Origin of the sequence: Shewanella sp. SW24 (assembly GCF_025653395.1) — a bacterium.
GTDB classification, from domain to species: domain Bacteria; phylum Pseudomonadota; class Gammaproteobacteria; order Enterobacterales; family Shewanellaceae; genus Shewanella; species Shewanella oncorhynchi.
The window spans coordinates 18,716-35,600 of sequence record NZ_JAKKSH010000009.1; the positions used below are offsets into that span (position 1 = coordinate 18,716).

The 16,885-nt window shown below is 46.7% G+C and carries 18 protein-coding genes; 4 read left to right on the plus strand and 14 right to left on the minus strand.

All coding sequences use genetic code 11. The features are described from left to right. Positions 1–22 precede the first annotated feature (22 nt). Positions 23–2,194 (plus strand): TonB-dependent siderophore receptor, encoded by a 2,172-nt coding sequence (locus tag L5M17_RS09230; RefSeq protein WP_263146852.1) that lies wholly within the window; start codon positions 23–25, stop codon positions 2,192–2,194. Continuing rightward, positions 2,184–3,440, plus strand: coding sequence for a DUF1624 domain-containing protein (locus L5M17_RS09235; RefSeq protein WP_263146855.1), 1,257 nt, complete (start codon positions 2,184–2,186; stop codon positions 3,438–3,440). Before L5M17_RS09230 ends, L5M17_RS09235 begins: the two co-directional genes overlap by 11 nt. Positions 3,441–3,533: 93 nt before the next feature. On the opposite strand, the gene dpsA is transcribed toward L5M17_RS09235, so the two are convergent. Further along, positions 3,534–4,001: a DNA starvation/stationary phase protection protein DpsA gene (dpsA, locus tag L5M17_RS09240; protein WP_263146858.1), complete on the minus strand. Its 468-nt coding sequence runs from the start codon at positions 3,999–4,001 to the stop codon at positions 3,534–3,536. A gap of 243 nt (positions 4,002–4,244) precedes the next feature. Here dpsA and L5M17_RS09245 point away from each other — a divergent pair, with 243 nt between their 5' ends. Further along, the gene (locus tag L5M17_RS09245; RefSeq protein ID WP_028761487.1) at positions 4,245–4,610 is read left to right on the plus strand and encodes a hypothetical protein; all 366 of its coding nucleotides are present in this window, start codon (positions 4,245–4,247) and stop codon (positions 4,608–4,610) included. Between the two features lie 47 nt (positions 4,611–4,657). Further along, a complete protein-coding gene (locus L5M17_RS09250) occupies positions 4,658–5,245 on the plus strand; it encodes a GNAT family N-acetyltransferase (protein WP_028761486.1) in 588 nt (195 codons plus the stop codon). Positions 5,246–5,397: 152 nt separating this feature from the next. Here the strand turns inward: L5M17_RS09250 and lipA are convergent, their stop codons facing one another. From lipA to lptE, 13 genes are all read right to left on the minus strand, one after another. Beyond that, positions 5,398–6,363, minus strand: coding sequence for a lipoyl synthase (gene lipA / locus L5M17_RS09255; RefSeq protein WP_028761485.1), 966 nt, complete (start codon positions 6,361–6,363; stop codon positions 5,398–5,400). Then, positions 6,360–7,013: a lipoyl(octanoyl) transferase LipB gene (lipB, locus tag L5M17_RS09260; protein WP_028761484.1), complete on the minus strand. Its 654-nt coding sequence runs from the start codon at positions 7,011–7,013 to the stop codon at positions 6,360–6,362. Before lipB ends, lipA begins: the two co-directional genes overlap by 4 nt. 93 nt (positions 7,014–7,106) lie before the next feature. Next, a complete protein-coding gene (ybeD, locus tag L5M17_RS09265; RefSeq protein ID WP_006082758.1) occupies positions 7,107–7,373 on the minus strand; it encodes a DUF493 family protein YbeD in 267 nt (88 codons plus the stop codon). Positions 7,374–7,494: 121 nt separating this feature from the next. Further along, positions 7,495–8,670 carry a serine hydrolase gene (locus L5M17_RS09270; protein WP_028761483.1) on the minus strand — a complete coding sequence of 392 codons (1,176 nt, stop codon included), beginning with the start codon at positions 8,668–8,670 and terminating at the stop codon, positions 7,495–7,497. A gap of 141 nt (positions 8,671–8,811) precedes the next feature. Continuing rightward, complete coding sequence (locus L5M17_RS09275) at positions 8,812–9,657, minus strand: septal ring lytic transglycosylase RlpA family protein (protein WP_212599339.1); 846 nt, start codon at positions 9,655–9,657, stop codon at positions 8,812–8,814. Then, positions 9,641–10,711 carry a lytic murein transglycosylase B gene (gene mltB / locus L5M17_RS09280; protein WP_263146862.1) on the minus strand — a complete coding sequence of 357 codons (1,071 nt, stop codon included), beginning with the start codon at positions 10,709–10,711 and terminating at the stop codon, positions 9,641–9,643. Before mltB ends, L5M17_RS09275 begins: the two co-directional genes overlap by 17 nt. Positions 10,712–10,727: 16 nt before the next feature. Next, positions 10,728–11,834, minus strand: coding sequence for a rod shape-determining protein RodA (gene rodA / locus L5M17_RS09285; RefSeq protein WP_028761480.1), 1,107 nt, complete (start codon positions 11,832–11,834; stop codon positions 10,728–10,730). Then, positions 11,831–13,687 (minus strand): penicillin-binding protein 2, encoded by a 1,857-nt coding sequence (mrdA, locus tag L5M17_RS09290; RefSeq protein WP_131523225.1) that lies wholly within the window; start codon positions 13,685–13,687, stop codon positions 11,831–11,833. Before mrdA ends, rodA begins: the two co-directional genes overlap by 4 nt. Before the next feature lie 61 nt (positions 13,688–13,748). Next, a complete protein-coding gene (rlmH, locus tag L5M17_RS09295; protein ID WP_006082752.1) occupies positions 13,749–14,219 on the minus strand; it encodes a 23S rRNA (pseudouridine(1915)-N(3))-methyltransferase RlmH in 471 nt (156 codons plus the stop codon). Further along, positions 14,219–14,548, minus strand: coding sequence for a ribosome silencing factor (gene rsfS / locus L5M17_RS09300; protein WP_006082751.1), 330 nt, complete (start codon positions 14,546–14,548; stop codon positions 14,219–14,221). The genes rlmH and rsfS overlap by 1 nt, the downstream gene beginning before the upstream one ends. Positions 14,549–14,655: 107 nt before the next feature. After that, entirely contained in the window at positions 14,656–15,306 is a 651-nt protein-coding gene (gene nadD, locus L5M17_RS09305) for a nicotinate-nucleotide adenylyltransferase (RefSeq protein ID WP_168822788.1), read from the minus strand. 24 nt (positions 15,307–15,330) lie between these two features. Beyond that, positions 15,331–16,362 (minus strand): DNA polymerase III subunit delta, encoded by a 1,032-nt coding sequence (gene holA, locus L5M17_RS09310; protein ID WP_198573615.1) that lies wholly within the window; start codon positions 16,360–16,362, stop codon positions 15,331–15,333. 17 nt (positions 16,363–16,379) lie between these two features. Beyond that, a complete protein-coding gene (lptE, locus tag L5M17_RS09315) occupies positions 16,380–16,874 on the minus strand; it encodes an LPS assembly lipoprotein LptE (protein WP_012089938.1) in 495 nt (164 codons plus the stop codon). Between the last annotated feature and the right edge of the window lie 11 nt (positions 16,875–16,885).

Sequence of the window (16,885 nt, forward strand, 5' to 3'; positions counted from 1 at the left end):
GCTGTTTATTTTCGGAGTGAAAATGACTTCTTTTTATGTCCCTAAGCGCACTGCGCTGTTGCTGGGCGCCTTGTTTGTGCTCAATCCTATTTCAATGCTGTTGGCCGCAGAAAGCAGTCAATCGAGTTCACAAGCTATTGATACTATGAGTGACGCAGTGCTTGACACTGATATTGAACGTTTAAGTATCCACTATCGCCAAGCCTATCGTGGCAATGTGTCCTCAACTGAACTTCCCCAAGCGATCAGTGTGTTAGACGAGCAATTGATAAAAGACGCGGGGCTGACGCGGTTTCAAGATGTACTGGACTATTCTGCCAGTGTGGCGCGGCAAAACAATGGCGGTGGTTTATGGGATAGTTTTTCCCTACGCGGCTTTCCGGGCAACGAAAACATGCCATCGGGGTATTTAATCAATGGCTTTAATGGTGGCCGAGGTTTTAGTGGTCATAGAGATTTATCAAACGTTGCCTATGTCGAGATTTTAAAAGGCCCAGGTTCGGCACTTTATGGCCGCTCGGAGCCCGGTGGCACAGTTAATATCGTCACTAAGAAACCCCAATATGAAACCAGTGGTTATTTAAAAGCATCGGCTGGGAGTTTCGACCAATATCGGTTAGAAGGTGATGTGACCTCAGGTTTAACCGATAACTTGGCATTTCGGATTAATGGCGCTTGGCAGGAACACGATAGTTTTCGTGATTATGTGTTTAGCGATAAAAAAATAGTTACGCCGTCTGTGCGTTGGCAGATTTCCGAAAAAGCTTCCTTGCTGTATGAAATGGAATACCTCAAGCAGGAACAGCTATTCGATCGCGGTATTATTGTGCTCAATAACGATATTAATACCGTACCACGCTCGCGTTATTTAGGTGAGCCTAATGATGGCGCAACGGAGGTGAATGCCACTGGGCATCAGCTGACCTATGACTATGAATTAAATGATGATTGGTCATTAACTGCTGGCTATAACTATCGAGACTCTAGCTTGAAGGGGTATTCGTCTGATGCCGAGTTAGCAAAGGGGCGGCAATCGCTATTTGATGATGGTCGCACGCTGACTAGGCAGCACAGATATCGTGACTACGCCTCTGAGGATAATTCACTGCGTCTAGAGTTAAGTGGTCATGTGGATACGGGTTTTATTCGTCATAATTTGCTACTTGGTGCCGATGCCTATCACTACAATTTGAAGACGGGACTGTATCGTTATCGGGGCAAAAAAGGTGAATACGCCATCGATATCTATGCCCCTCAATACGGTGGGCCTCAGCCAGAGGTGAGTTTGTTGTATGAGAATAACGAGACTCAAAAGGCGTGGGGGACCTATCTGCAAGATCAAATGGATTTAACTGAAAAGTGGAAGTTGCACCTTGGGCTAAGGTTCGATAGTTATCAGCAAGATATCAGTGAAGTCGCGAAAGATACTCTGTCAGAGCAAACCGATAGTCGAGTCAGCCCCAAGGTGGGGCTGGTGTATTTATGGTCCGATGCCTTAAGTTTCTATAGCTCTTATTCTGAAGGCTTTTTACCGCTTTCTGGAACTGACTTTGCGGGTAAGCCCTTCGAAGCGGAAGAGAGTCAGTCGGTTGAACTGGGGATGAAGTTTAATGGTACTTGGTTAAACGATCTTCCTATAAACGGTAGTTTAGCCGTGTTCGATGCCCAAAAGAGCAATATCTTGACCTCAGATCCTATCAATGTTGGTTTTTCTGCCACCTTAGGTAAAGCTAAAAGTAGCGGGGTTGAACTCGATTTAGCCGCCGAACTGACGGAGGATTTACAAGCAAAATTATCCTATGCCTATCTTAATACCCGTACCGCCAATGACAGCTTGAATCCTGATTGGGGCGTGCTCATTCCTGCAGGCAGTCCACTGGTGAATGTGCCAAAGCATACCGCGAGTGTGATTCTGAAACAGGATTTGAATAGGCTTTCTATTGATGGTCATCTAGGGCTTAGCTGGCGTTATGTGGATTCGCGTCTCGGTGATTCTGCCGATCCGAGTTTTCAATTGCCTTCTTATCAGTTACTTGGGTTGTTTATGAACACCCACTTAAGCGACAACTTAAGCCTTGGAGTGAATCTGGATAACTTACTGGATGAACATTACATCGCGAGTAGCTATTCCGCTCTTTGGGCCGTGCCGGGTGAGCCACGTAGCATTAAAGTGAGTGTCAGCTATGAATTCTAATATCAGTGCTAATCCAGCGTTATCTTCAGGTTTTGCTGAGCAAGAACTGGGTCGTTCTATTGGCCGCACCCGGATTAATAGTATCGATATGATGCGCGGCATGGTGATGCTTATCATGTTACTCGACCATGTGCGGGAGCGGTTTTTCTTTCACATGCAGGTGAGCGATCCTATGGATTTGAGTTCGACCTCTTGGGGGCTTTTTGTGAGTCGCTTTGCCGCCCATTTTTGTGCGCCGGTCTTTGTGTTCTTAACCGGGGTTTCTGCATGGCTTTATGCCAATCGTAGCCATGGCGAGCCACGTTCAGCACGTATGTTTTTGATTAAACGCGGGCTGTTTTTAATCGCGCTGGAAATTTTAGTGATTAACTTCTCTAACCTCTCTTGGATGGTCAGCTATTACACCCTTTGGTTACAGGTGATTTGGGTGATTGGTCTGAGTATGTTAGCGCTCGCTGCGCTGATAAACCTGCCTAGACCTTGGATGGCCCTTTTAGGATTTGCGATTGTTTTTGGCCATAATCTGTTGACGCCAATTGGTTTTCAGCCCTGTGAGTGGGCTTACGGTCTGTGGACCATATTGCACGACCGCGGTTATCTCGTCAGCGAAGGTGCGCTTAGGGTTAAGGTGAGTTATCCCGTGCTGCCTTGGATTGGGGTGATTTTACTGGGTTATGTTGCAGGGCCACTTTTTAGTAATAAACCGAACGGAAGCCATTTTGATGCATCGGCTCGCCAGCAAAAGCTGCTGTTTTTAGGGATCAGCTGTTGGGTACTTTTTGCGGTGCTACGTGGGTTTAACCTTTATGGCGAAACCTTGCCTTGGCAGTCGGGAGCACATTTAGGTGAAACCTTAATGTCGGTATTCAATTTAACGAAATACCCGCCATCATTAAGCTTTTTACTGGTGACCTTAGGCGGCATGTTTTTTTGCTTAGTGGCCTTTGAGCGGTATTTTGCATCAAGTGGGAAAGTGGGTGGGAGATTAGCGCGAGTGGGCCATGGGTTGTCTGTGTTTGGCTCAGTCCCTATGTTCTTCTATATCTTACATTTGTACGTGCTGTTACTGCTTTATACTTTAGCGAAATTCATCTTTGGCGCAAACCATGGTGAGTACTTTGGCGTGAGCAATATAGGATGGGTTTGGTTCATTGCGGGCGTGTTAGCCATCGCATTATATTATCCCGTTAAGCGATTTAGCGAGTATAAAAAGCACAGCACTCAGGCTTGGATTAAGTACCTCTAATCTATTCTGTTTGATCAAGCTTTAAAGGCAAAAGTCGCCAAGTGTTTACTTGGCGACTTTTTGCTTTGGTCAGAGCAATAATCTATTTAGCGATTATTCTGCGAGTAAGCTGCGTAACATCCAAGCGTTCTTCTCATGCAGTTGGATGCGCTGGGTGAGTAAGTCCGCAGTCGCCTCATCATTCGCTTGATTCACCAGCGGATACAAGGCTCTGGCATTGCGGATTACTAGCTCCTGATCGCTTAATAGTTCGCGGATCATGGTTTCGGCTTGAGTGACACCTTGATCTTCTTTTATCTCGGTCAGTGCGGCATAGGCTGAATATGAGCCGAGTGCTCTGGCGCCTAATGCACGTACACGCTCTGCGATAAGGTCGACCGCAAGGGCAAGTTCGGTATACTGCTGTTCAAATAGCAAGTGTAAGCTAGTGAACATTGGGCCAGTAACGTTCCAGTGAAAGCTATGGGTCTTAAGGTAAAGACTGTAGCTGTCAGCCAATAGTTGGTTTAGCCCTGCGGCGATTTCTTCTCTGTTAGCTTGATTGATACCTATGTTAATCATGGCGTTTTCCTTCTATTGTCTTACTGAGTGTGTTTAGTCTAATCTTCTGATATTAAATGTAAAATGAGTAAATTAGATTTTGTAAATCTATAAATTCGATTGAACTTTCGAGTGTTAAATCTCGTAAGCGATAAAGCCAGATATCATCTCCTTTCGCCGTGCCGCAGTAACAATGCCATGGCAGAACTGCTATCCTAGCGGCATATTGTGAGTCGATACTTTAATTGAATAAAACTGACCCTAATGAATAAATCAGCCTATTTAACCGCCATGAATGTGACAACTTGGCGAGTGCGCGACACTAAGGTGAAACCTTATTTAGTTATTTGGGATGAAAATGGTGAGTTACCAGAAGCAGAGCCGCTTATTGACGCTGTGCTAACGCTTATCGACATAAAGCGGGACGAATGTGATTTTGACTGTGAGCCCCATACGGGTAAACAGATCGTTTGGGATCTGCGACGTCACAAAGTCAGGCCACGTACCGCATGGTTAGTGTCTGAGCCGTTGGCCGATTTATTGGTGGGTTGGCAGGCTAAAAGCGCGCTCTGGCAGCAGATTTACCAATGGCGCGACCAAGTTAGCGGCCAAGCGCCAAGCAAGTCTTAAGCTTTACTCGTAAATACATTAATAACCAATACTTTGGAATACCGGCGTTGAACATCCCACCAGTAGATAGTCTATTCACGACACCATTCGCAGCACAATTGACAGTAGGTTTGCCTGTTGAGCTTGTGCCCCTCACGCTTGAAGATGTTCCCCAAATGGCGCAGCTTGAATCCTTGGCCCATAGCCATCCCATGAGTGAGGGGAATCTTGCCGATTGTTTTGGTCACTTGTACCGTGTCCTAGGTTTAAAGCTGAGTGTTAACTTAGAGGTAGATGCAAATACTGAGGCAAATATTGACGTCGTTTCGGATTCAGATACTTATCACGTCGAAGGACTCTTAGGGTTTGCGATAGTGCAGCAAATTATCGATGAAGTGACTTTATTGGATATTTGCCTATTACCGAGTCAGCAGGGCAAAGGTTACGGCAAGTTATTACTTAAGGCTGTGATGATATCGGCCAAGGTATCGGGCGCTGTGGTGCTTATGTTAGAAGTGCGAGAGTCTAATCTCGGCGCCCGTGCTTTATATCAGAAGGCTGGCTTTATTGAATCGGGACGTCGCAAAGGTTACTACCCGATAGAGGGCGGTAAAGAAGATGCTATCTTGATGGATTTAGCGATAACCCAAGAATAAGCAGAGCATTAGCGTTCATGTCGTATAACGACAGCTATACGAACCACTCTTCATAAACAACAGTCATAAAAAAACAGCGCCTAAGGCGCTGTTTTTCTATTTTAATAACCCTGAACTCTACATCACTTGAGCTCTGCATCTAAGCAAGAAGGTTATTTCACTTCTTTACCTTGGGCTTGCAGGTCCGCATGGTAGCTTGAGCGCACTAATGGGCCACAGGCTGCATGGGTAAAACCTAACTCATCGGCTAAGGCTTTAAGCTCATCAAACTCTGCTGGTGGCACATAACGTTCAACCGGCAAATGGAACTTAGACGGCTGTAGGTATTGGCCTAAGGTCAGCATTTCAACTTTATGTTCACGCAGATCACGCAGTACTTGAGCGATCTCTTCGTTGGTTTCACCCAGTCCCATCATCAGACCTGATTTAGTTGGCACATTTGGATGACGTTCTTTAAAGCGTTTGAGCAGATCGAGCGACCATTGGTAATTCGCACCTGGGCGCGCTTTACGATAATGCATGGGCGCCGTTTCTAAGTTGTGGTTAAACACATCAGGCGGCTCAGTCGATAAAATATCTAAGGCAGCATCGATACGACCACGGAAATCAGGCACTAAGGTTTCGATCTTGATGTCCGGATTAAGTTTGCGGATCTCACGAATACAATCGGCAAAATGCTGGGCGCCACCATCACGTAAATCGTCACGATCTACAGAGGTAATCACCACATATTTCAGCTTCATATCGCGGATAGTTTGCGCCAATTTAACTGGTTCTTCAGCATCAGGCTTAAGCGGACGACCATGGGCCACGTCGCAGAATGGGCAACGACGTGTACAAATCGCACCCAAAATCATAAAGGTTGCTGTGCCGTGGTTGAAGCATTCCGCGAGGTTAGGGCAAGAGGCTTCTTCACAGACAGAGTGCAGGCCATTTTTACGCAGCGCTTGCTTGATGTCTAAAATGCGTTGATTCGATGCCGGCAGTTTAACCCGTAACCAATCGGGTTTACGCAACATAGTGTCGCGCTCTGATGGGACGATTTTGACCGGAATACGAGACACTTTATCGGCATCTCTTAGTTTTACTCCGGGTTGTAAACGTTCAGGCCTATTCATGACGCTGCTAATCCTTGATGATGAACTAGGTGTTGATAGCCCAGTAATTGGCTAAAAGTAATAGTAAGTTGCTCGCCCGCTTCAATCACGGTTTGTGGTCCGCCAAGTGCTTTGCATTGCACCATTTCAAGACCGGCATAACCGCAAGGGTTGATGCGGCGAAATGGTGCTAAATCCATATCGACATTAAGGGCTAATCCATGGAATGAACAGCCTTTACGAATGCGTAACCCGAGGGAGGCAATTTTACGTTCATCCACATATACGCCAGGCGCATCGGCCTTGGCATAAGCGTTAATGTCGTACTTGGCGAGCATATCGACAATGCTTTGCTCTATATGAGTAACGAGTTGACGCACGCCTACTTTACTACGTTTTATGTCGAGAAGAGGATATACCACTAGTTGTCCAGGGCCGTGGTAAGTGACTTGGCCACCACGGTCCACTTGGATCACAGGAATATCGCCAGCATTCAAAATATGCTCGCTTTTACCAGCTTGGCCTTGGGTAAACACGGGTGGGTGTTCTACTATCCACAGCTCATCTGGGCTCTCACTATTACGCGTGTCAGTGTAGTGCTGCATAGCATGCCACACTGATTCGTAATCTTGTTTTCCAAGATGCCGAATGTGCAAAGTCGTGTCTTGCAAGGGCAACCTCTCCCCTTAGAATTGAGTGGCGCTATTATACGCCTCTTGGCCATAAATGTAAGACAGATCACATTTCATGGCCTTGAGGAATATTTATAGTACGCGGCGTACGCCTTCGATGGCGGCAAGTTCAGTGTACAAAATTTCGATATGGTCTTTGCTGGTCACTGTCACGCGGATAGTAATGGAGTGATAGCTACCTTTGCTCGACGTTTTTGTCGAAGGTGAATAATCACCCGGTGCATGTTTTTGTACCACAGCCACGACTTTGTCAGTTAGCGTTTCGTGGGCTTCACCGACGACCTTAAAAGGAAATGCGCAAGGGAAATCCATCAGTTCATCAAATTTAGTGTCTAACATACTCAGTACTCTTAGCGGCTATATTGGGATATATATGGTGGCGATTATACCCGATTCAAGGGCGATGCACTCCCCAAAAAAATAAAGCCACCCTAAGGTGGCTTTATTTATGGGACTTAGCTTAGCTAAACCATCCAGAAAACATCTGCTTAAAGTAATCGACTAATTTACTAAACCAGCTACCTTCGTTGACTTCTTGCAAGGTCACCAGCGGGAACTGGGCAATGTCTTTACCATCAAGTTGGAAGAATAGACGGCCTACAGTTTCACCTTTTTTCAACGGTGCATCTAATGGCTTAGTCAACTCGAAGTTTGCTTTCAAGTCTTTACCACGGCCACGGCTGATTGTAATAGGTGTATCAGTTGCGACGCCTAAATCAACAGTGCTCTTGTCACCGTACCATATTTGTTGGGTTGTGAAGCTATCACCCGCTTTGTAAGGCGTGACAGTTTCAAAGAAACGGAAGCCATAGGTCAGTAACTTTTTACTTTCAGCTTTACGGGCTGATTCACTTTGAGTACCCAGAACCACAGAAATCAAACGCATGCCGTCTTTGGTTGCAGATGCGACTAAGTTGTAACCTGCACCAGAGGTGTGGCCTGTCTTGATACCGTCCACGCTCATGCTGTTATCCCACAACAAACCATTACGGTTATATTGTTTGATACCGTTGAAGGTATAAAATTTTTCGCTATAGATGCGGTATTCTTCTGGAACGTCGCGGATTAAGGCTGCACCTAACAATGCCATATCATAGGCAGTTGTTTTGTGGTTTTCTGAGTCTAATCCATGGGAGTTTTCGAAGTAGCTATCACGCATACCCAGCTGTTTTGTCCATGAGTTCATCATGTCAACGAAGGCGCCTTCGGTGCCAGCGATATGCTCTGCCATAGCCACACACGCATCGTTACCCGATTGGATGATGATACCGCGGTTTAAATCCCCGACTTTAACGGTAGTACCGACTTCAATGAACATCTTCGAGGAGTCAGAGAAGTTTTTAGACCAGGCATTTTTACTGATAGTCACATCATCATCGACCGAGACATTGCCCGCTTTGATTTCTTGACCTATGACATAGCTGGTCATCATTTTAGTTAGGCTGGCTGGGTTAAGGCTTTCATAAGCGTTACTCTCAGCGATAATCTGGCCCGAATTATAATCCATCAAGACGAAAGCCTTGGCGGCCACTGCTGGTGCATCAGGTGTAATAATAGGCTGCGCAGCATAAACGGGGAGAGACACACTGGAAATTAGCAGCAATGTTTTAATGGGACTTTTTACAAAATTCATCATTAACTTGGCACGTCTTTTGGTTGTATTAAATGGAAAGGATTCGAGAAGATCTCCAACAGTGTACCACTTTCTGACTGTGGGTTTTAGTGAAGGTTCCTTCATATCTATTTTTAAATCAATTCTGGTCCGAGCAAACAGTCATTACTCATGGACTATATAGCCCTCAGGAAACCCATTTTGCTGGACGTTATTGAGCAGTTTGTCTGCTAACTCGGGTTGGCCTATGGGGCCGAGCTGTAGTCTAAACATATTGTTTGCGGCTTGTACACGGGTCTTTACCTGATATTTTCGCTCCAGATTTTTCGCCATGGTATTGAGTTTGGCTTTATCTTTCGATGCGACTAACTGAATGTAATGATTACCTGTATCTTGCGCGCTGGCAATAGCCGAATTAGTGGCCGCGACACTGCCGACATACACCACATCGAGTTTGATCCGCGCGGTTCCTTTGCCGAGCATGCCGAGTTTATAGGCGGCGGCGTAGGAGACGTCGAGAATACGGTCTGAGTGGAATGGCCCGCGATCGTTGATACGAATGATCACTTGCTTATTGTTATCTAAGTTAGTGATCCGAGCATAACTTGGCAGTGGTAGCGTTTTATGGGCACCTGACATGGAATACATGTCATAGGGTTCGCCATTGGATGTCTCATAGCCATGAAATTTTTCACCGTACCATGAGGCACGGCCCGTTTCACTAAAACCTTGGCCTGTGTTCATCACAGTGTAAGACTCGCCGTAAACCGTATAGGGCTTGTTACCGCGGCGACTATAGGGCTCGTACTTAGGCTTGGCATTTGGCACATGGTCCACATTGGGTGGATTGAGTGGCAGCTTGTCATTCTTTAGCGAATAGCGCCCCTTGTTGGGGTCCATATTTTTTTTGTTTGTGCTGGAGCTAGCTTGGTTTGGGCTCGAAGAACACGCAACAAGTGTGAAGCACGCAACCAAAGCGACAAGCTGTAAAAGATTATTTTTTAGCGGCATGCTGTTCCTTTAATTGTTGGCTAAATTGATAAACGGCCATTGAATACAAAGGACTGCGATTATAGCGAGTGATTACATAAAAATTGTTTAAACCAAGCCAATAATCATCGTGATCGGCTTGTTCCAGTTTAATGAGTAAGGCTTTTTGCGAGACATCCAAGTCCCTCGCATCAGCCAAGGACAAGGTTGGCGTTAGAATATTGGCGACTTTATAATTGAGCTTTTCGCCTGCCCATACTTTCGCTTTTGGCGCTGTTTGGCTGCTATTGACCAGCGGCAAAGCAACGGGTGCATTGGCTTGCCAACCGTGTTCATGGAAATAATTGGCGACACTGCCAATCGCATCCTCTGGGCTTTGCAATAAATCGCGGTTACCACTGTTATCGAAATCGACGGCGTAATGGCGGTAACTTGAGGGAATAAACTGCCCATAACCCATGGCACCCGCATAGGAGCCTTTGAGGGTATTGATATCTAAGTGTTCTTCTTTGACTAATTTCATCAACTCACCAAATTCCTTGCGGAAAAAGGTGGCGCGAGGCGGATAGTGAAAACCTAAGGTATAGAGGGAATCAATTACAGGGTAATTACCAGTGAACTGCCCGTAGAAGGTTTCAATCCCAATAATGGCGACGATAATCTGTGGGTCGACTTGGTACTTAGCAGCGGCTTTAGCAATGGTTTTCTCGTGTTTTTTCCAAAAAGCGAGCCCAGCATCAAGACGTTTTTCTGTTAAAAAAATCGGGTAATACACATGCCAAGGTTTTGCTTCCCATGGACGGGTCATCGCATCGATAACCCCTTGGTTGTATTTTGCTTTATCGAGAAAAGCGAGCACTTCTGCCCAAGTAAAACCTTGTTTTACTTGAGCTTGGATAAACTCTTCTTTGAGTTCAGCGGGAGTGGCGGGTGCGACTTCAGCGGCCGGAGCCACTGACATGCTTGAAGCGGGTGCCTGCGCGGGTGTCGGTTCATTTGCCGTGGTGCATGCGACTAAGTATGAACTTAAACACAGTAAACCGAGTGGAGCCAAATAAGCTCGGAGAGTAGGCATAAAAAAGTCCCTAAAATTATCTATCTACGAAACGTCTATGGGTATGAATACTCATAAGAATGCCAAACCCTGTCATCAATGTCAGCATGGAGGTTCCACCATAACTGACAAGGGGCAGTGGTACACCTACCACGGGCAGGATACCTGAAACCATGCCAATATTCACAAAAACATAAACGAAAAACGTCAGCGTGATACTGCCAGCCAGTAGACGAGCGAAACTGGTTTGTGCGCGGGAGGCGATGACTAACCCACGGCCTATGATGTAAAGGTACATAATTAACAGTAAGATACTGCCAATTAAGCCAAATTCTTCACCGATCACCGCAAAGATAAAATCGGTATGGCGTTCAGGGATAAATTCAAGCTGTGATTGAGTGCCTTCGAGCCAGCCTTTGCCCCAAAGTCCACCTGAGCCGATGGCGATTTTCGACTGGATAATGTGATAACCCGCGCCGAGGGGGTCTTGCTCTGGATCGAGCAAGGTTAATACCCGCGTTCTTTGGTAATCGTGCATCAAGAAATACCAAAGGATAGGCAGGAAGGCGAGTACTGCCGCGATAAAGCTGCCAACAATGATCCAGCTCATACCCGATAAAAACAGCACAAAAATCCCCGATGCGGCCACCAAAATTGAGGTACCTAAGTCGGGTTGTTTAGCGATCAATAGGGTTGGTACGAGTAAAATCACTCCTGCGCCAGCGAGGTAACGTTTCTTGGGGGGAAGAGGGAACTTACTGATATACCAAGCCATTGTGATGGGGAAGGCGAGTTTAATAAGCTCTGAGGGTTGGAACTCCATAAAGCCTAAGTTCAACCAGCGCTGCGCGCCTTTATTGATTTCACCGAAAAAGTGTACCCCAAGCAGCAAGACAACCCCCGCAAGATAAATGGGTAATGCCCAACGTTTAAGCGCTTCAGGATTGATTTGTGCCATGGTAAACATGATGCCTAGCGACAACACCATACGGAATAGTTGTCGTTCCATCATCTCTAAATCTGCACCGCTGGCAGAATAGATGACAAACAGGCCAAAGCCCATCACAGCTAATAGTCCGAGCAATAAAGGCAAGTCTATGTGCAAGCGTTGCCAGATGTTTTGATATTGGCTATGGGTACTCATGGTATGGGTTTCCAAGTATCTCTAAGCATATATTCATCGAGCATAGCTCGAGCGACTGGGCCAGCATTTGCGCCGCCCCAACCTGCGTTTTCCATCACGACGGCGAGGACGATTTTAGGATCCTCGAAGGGCGCATAGGCCACAACTAAAGCATTATCGCGGAAATGTTCGGCAATTTTACTGGCATCGTATTTAGTATTTTCCGCCACGCCAATGACCTGTGCAGTACCGGTTTTCATTGCGGCAGTGTAAGTGGCATCGGTAAAGCGTGACTTATTTGCAGTTTGGCGCATAGCTTCGTTGATGATATTCCAGTTACGGGGGTTTTTAAGTTCAATTGGCGGTAACTCATTGATCGGTGAGTCAATTTTGGCAGTATTGTCTTTAATGGATCTCAGCAGATGTGGCGGGAGACGGCGGCCTTTGTTGGCCATAATCCCAACGGCATTAGCGAGTTGTAATGGCGTTGCCGTCCAATAACCTTGGCCAATACCCACGGAAATAGTGTCGCCTATATACCAAGCTTGATTGTACTTTAAGCGTTTCCATTCCTTGGATGGCATGTTGCCAGCCGATTCTTCAAAGATATCAATCCCTGTATTTTGGCCAAAGCCAAATTGTTCCATAAAGCGGGCGATATGATCGACACCGACCTTATAGGCTAACTCATAGAAAAAGGTATCGCAGGATTCTACTATCGCGCTATAAACGTTGACCCAGCCATGCCCCCAGCGTTTCCAGTCGCGGTATTTACGTTCAACACCGGGAATTTGCCAAAAACCGGGATCCCACACTCGGGTACTCTCGCTAATGGCTTTCTCATCAAGGCCTAACAGTGCGAGGTGAGGCTTGATGGTAGACGCAGGTGCATATTGACCTTGAGTTGCGCGGTTGATCAAAGGGCGGGATTTATCATTGAGTAACGCACTGTAATCTTTACTATTAATGCCTTGTACAAACTGGTTTGGATCATAGCTTGGGCTCGATACCATAGCTAATACTCCACCGTCACGGGGATCGATGGCAACAATAGAACCACGCAGACCTGTGAGTAGTTCCACCGCTTTTTGTTGCAGCTTGAGATCTAAGGTGAGGTAAATATCTTGCCCCGGCTCTGGCGGAACAATTTTTAAGGTGCGAATGGCGCGACCGCGGTTGTTCACTTCTTCTTCTAAGTGTCCGGGTTTGCCATGCAGCAAAGATTCATAAAATTTTTCAATGCCTTGCTTACCAATGTCTTTGGTTGCCGCATAGTTTTTCCACAGATCGCTGCGTTCAAGTTGGGCGCGATCTCGGGTGTTAATTTTGCCTACATAGCCCAGCACATGAGTGATTTGCGCGCCGTAGGGATAGTTACGTTTAAGACCCGCTTCGACCGAAATCCCCGGAAATCTGTGTTGGTTAACACTGAAAATGGCCACTTGTTCTTCGGTGAGCTGGTTTTTGAGTGTTAGCGGTTTGAAACGGCGATGAAATTTCAGGGCGTCAGTAAAGGTTTCGCGCTCGTCATCGCTGATCTCAATTAACTTGCCGAGTTCATCTAAGGTCTCTGACATGTTACTGATTTTTTCGGGCACGAGATCGAGGGAATAAAAGGGTAAATTTTCAGCTAAAAGTATGCCGTTGCGATCGTAAATGAGACCACGACTAGGGGCAATTGGAACAACACGGATGCGATTATCATTTGAGCGAGTTGCATAATCTTTATAGGATTCAACCTGTAAATGATAAAGGTTGGTGACTAATACGCAAAATAGAGCGAAAACGCAAAAAAAAGTGAAAAGCGCCCTGCGCTTAAAAAGAGACGCCTCGGCGGCGTGATCATGCATTGTTATCCGCTTTTTTGGCGACACTTATGCTATCTCCGGCTGATCCCATGACGGGTGGTTGACACTCGTTAACATCAAGATCCCGCTATTCTCTATGGTAGGGGTGATTCGTGTTCACGCTCCACGCGCGGTACAAACTTTCGGCAACCACCACCCGTACGAGTGGGTGAGGTAAGGTTAATGCCGAAAGACACCAACTTTGGTTTGCCGCTTCTTTGCAAGCTGGCGCTAATCCTTCAGGTCCACCAATCAGTAAACTGACGTCGCGACCATCGAGTTGCCATTTAGTCAGCGCGGTTGCTAGCTCGGGGGTCGTCCAGTTTTTGCCGGGGAGATCTAAGCTAACAATATGATTGCCTTTGGGAATGGCCGCCAACATTTGTTCGCCTTCTTTTTGAAGTATCCGGACAATGTCGGCATTTTTCCCCCGCTTTCCAGCGGGTATTTCGATAAGCTCCAGCGCCATATCACGGGGAAAACGGCGCTGGTATTCTTCGAAACCACGGGTAACCCAATCGGGCATCCGTGTTCCTACTGCGATGAGCTGTAACTTCATCAGTCTTGCTTTTCTGACCAGAGCTTTTCAAGCTGGTAGAAATCACGGGTTTGATCTTGCATAACGTGCAGGATCACATCGCCCATGTCCACAAGAACCCATTCGCTGCTTTCGCGGCCTTCAACACCTAAAGGTGGAATACCGGCTTTTTTCGCTTCAACCACAAGGTTTTCGGCGATAGCTTTAACGTGAGTCTTTGATGTACCTGAACATATGACCATGTAGTCAGTGATGTTAGATTGCTTGCTGACATCCAGAACAACAACGTCTCTGGCTTTCAAGTCGTCGATCTTGTCGACAACAAACTGTTTTAATTCCGCGCTCTGCACGCTGGCGTACCTCATTAATTTTAAATAGCGCGGTAGTATACCAGTGTTGCTGCTGGGAATACATTGTCATTGGCAGTTGAGTTGGCGATATCTGCTTACGGTTCGAGCTAAGGTAAGTAAAGTCGTTGATTTTTGATGTAATCTAGCGTGACTGGCATGAGTAAATCGGCGGGAATTTCGCCTTTTGCCAGTTGTTCACGAATGAGCGTCGAGGAAATATCCTGTGGTGTAATCGCTACAGGGAAAATCTGCCCACAGTTTTTATGGACACAGCTAGTACGACCTTCGTCTGTCCCTTGGGGCGCTTGACTGCGGGCCGTCAATATCTGCTGCATAGGATGTTCTGCATCGAGCTGCCAACCCGGGCGCTGGCAGACAACGAGATGGGCAAAGTCGAATAGGCGTTGCCACTCATACCAGCTTTTTAATTGGAGGAAAGAGTCCATCCCCATGATAAAAAACAGCTCGTCTTCCGGATGTAAGGCTTTCAGTTGCTCAAGCGTCACAACTGTGTAGGAAGGCGTGTCGCGTTTAGCTTCGATGTCGCACAGTGCAAATCCGTCGAGTTGCTGACAGACATCAGCTACCATTTTGAGGCGCTGTGTTGTGGTTAAGTTCGGCTGCTGTTTATGGGGCGGAATATGGTTCGGCATCAGCAGGATTTTATCCAAGGCTAATGCTTGCTTCACTTCAATTGCGGGACGGATATGACCATAGTGTATCGGGTCGAAAGTGCCGCCTAAAATACCAATACGCATATCAAGCCTTTGGTTAATCAATGATTAGTCTATGGCTATATGCGCCAAGTGCCGATGGGCTCTAGGATCAAATAACAGACACAGGTGGCTCAGACCAGTCCAATCCTCTTTCCCCTGTTGCTTTAAGTTGAGCTCAAGTTTCGAGGCGAGGGCGAGCATATGTTCGAGTTGTTCAAGGCTGAGTCGTTGCAGTGCCGCTTGATACAGTGGTTTACGTTTATCCCAAATTCGATGTTTACCCCAGAGTGCACTTAGCGCAACGCCTTGGGCTTGCTCGCATTTCAAATTGAATAACAAACCGAGTTCTTTAAACAAGGCCCACAGCAGGATAGGTAAGGCAGTGCCTTCGCCATTGAGCTGGGCTAGCATGTGCTGCGCGCTATCCTGTTTATTATTCAGCAATGCATCCGTGAGTTGGAATACGGTGAAGCGCGACTGATCTTCAAAATAGTGGCCCAGTTCGTCGGCACTGACGGGTTTTGTTGGGCTCAGGAGTTGCAGCAACTGCATGGCTTGATCGGCAGCTAGTAAATTCCCTTCATACAGAGAATGCAGCATAGCACGGGCATCAGGCTGCAGATTGAGCTTAAAGTGCTTGATGCGGCCATCGAGCCAGCGCATAAACTGCTCGCCCTCTGGCGTAGCGCAGGGCAGATACATGCCATGGGCATCTAAGGTCTTAAACCATTTACTGTTGGTTTGCTCTGTGGCGAGCTTTGGCCCTTCGATAATCAACAGCATATCGGGATTGGGCGTCTGCAATAGGGCTTGCAGTGTGTTTGAGCCTTCGGCACCGGGCTTAGCTTGGGGAAGGGTTAGCTCAATCAAGCGTTTACTGGAAAACAGGCTCATGGCCTGCCATTCCTGAGTCAGATCGTTCCAATTAAAGCCCGTCTCTTGAATGAGTTGGACTTTTTCATCGAATCCATGACGCTTGGCGAATTGGCGGATCTGATCTTTGGTGGTTTCAATCAACCAAGGATCATCCCCAAAAATCAGATAACAAGGAAATAACTGGTTAAGGTGGCGGGAGAGTTGGTCTGGATAGACTCTCATTTAATGATAGCCCCGCATTAATTCACCTCAGTACTGGCCATTGCCTGCAGAATACGATCGGCAGCTTGGATACGCATTTCCTTCGTCAGCAATTCCATTTCACGGCTCTTTGCCAATGCGGTACGTGGATCGTCTAAGTAGTCGCGGCGAATTTCAACCTTGAAAGGTTGCGCTTCTTTGCCCGGCAGTGCCACAGCAAATTCGACTAAATAAATTAACTCATACTCGGCGACGTTACCTGTGGGGTACAAAGATAAGGTCGAGCGTTCAAGGGAGTCGGTGATTAATCTTAATACTGGAACATTATCTGCGGCGTCGACAACTTGGATATTGTTCAAGCGCAGGCGTTCACGCACCAAACGGGTGAGTTCACTGTATTCATCCACGCTGCTCAAACTCAAATGATTGAGGGCATCAGGGATCTGATAACTGCGTTGAAGCTTAAAACCGCAACCAGCGCTGGTCATAATGACTAGTGCCATGATTGCGAAGCATATGCGTTTGATTAGCATAGATTTCGCGG

What these genes read in the sequence shown, in the direction of transcription:
- L5M17_RS09230 (WP_263146852.1), top strand. Translation starts at nt 23, where the DNA reads ATGACTTCTTTTTATGTCCCTAAGCGCACTGCGCTGTTGCTGGGCGCC.
- L5M17_RS09235 (WP_263146855.1), top strand. Translation starts at nt 2,184, where the DNA reads ATGAATTCTAATATCAGTGCTAATCCAGCGTTATCTTCAGGTTTTGCT.
- dpsA (WP_263146858.1), bottom strand. Translation starts at nt 4,001, where the DNA reads ATGATTAACATAGGTATCAATCAAGCTAACAGAGAAGAAATCGCCGCA.
- L5M17_RS09245 (WP_028761487.1), top strand. Translation starts at nt 4,245, where the DNA reads ATGAATAAATCAGCCTATTTAACCGCCATGAATGTGACAACTTGGCGA.
- lipA (WP_028761485.1), bottom strand. Translation starts at nt 6,363, where the DNA reads ATGAATAGGCCTGAACGTTTACAACCCGGAGTAAAACTAAGAGATGCC.
- ybeD (WP_006082758.1), bottom strand. Translation starts at nt 7,373, where the DNA reads ATGTTAGACACTAAATTTGATGAACTGATGGATTTCCCTTGCGCATTT.
- L5M17_RS09270 (WP_028761483.1), bottom strand. Translation starts at nt 8,670, where the DNA reads ATGATGAATTTTGTAAAAAGTCCCATTAAAACATTGCTGCTAATTTCC.
- L5M17_RS09275 (WP_212599339.1), bottom strand. Translation starts at nt 9,657, where the DNA reads ATGCCGCTAAAAAATAATCTTTTACAGCTTGTCGCTTTGGTTGCGTGC.
- mltB (WP_263146862.1), bottom strand. Translation starts at nt 10,711, where the DNA reads ATGCCTACTCTCCGAGCTTATTTGGCTCCACTCGGTTTACTGTGTTTA.
- rodA (WP_028761480.1), bottom strand. Translation starts at nt 11,834, where the DNA reads ATGAGTACCCATAGCCAATATCAAAACATCTGGCAACGCTTGCACATA.
- rlmH (WP_006082752.1), bottom strand. Translation starts at nt 14,219, where the DNA reads ATGAAGTTACAGCTCATCGCAGTAGGAACACGGATGCCCGATTGGGTT.
- nadD (WP_168822788.1), bottom strand. Translation starts at nt 15,306, where the DNA reads ATGCGTATTGGTATTTTAGGCGGCACTTTCGACCCGATACACTATGGT.
- holA (WP_198573615.1), bottom strand. Translation starts at nt 16,362, where the DNA reads ATGAGAGTCTATCCAGACCAACTCTCCCGCCACCTTAACCAGTTATTT.
- lptE (WP_012089938.1), bottom strand. Translation starts at nt 16,874, where the DNA reads ATGCTAATCAAACGCATATGCTTCGCAATCATGGCACTAGTCATTATG.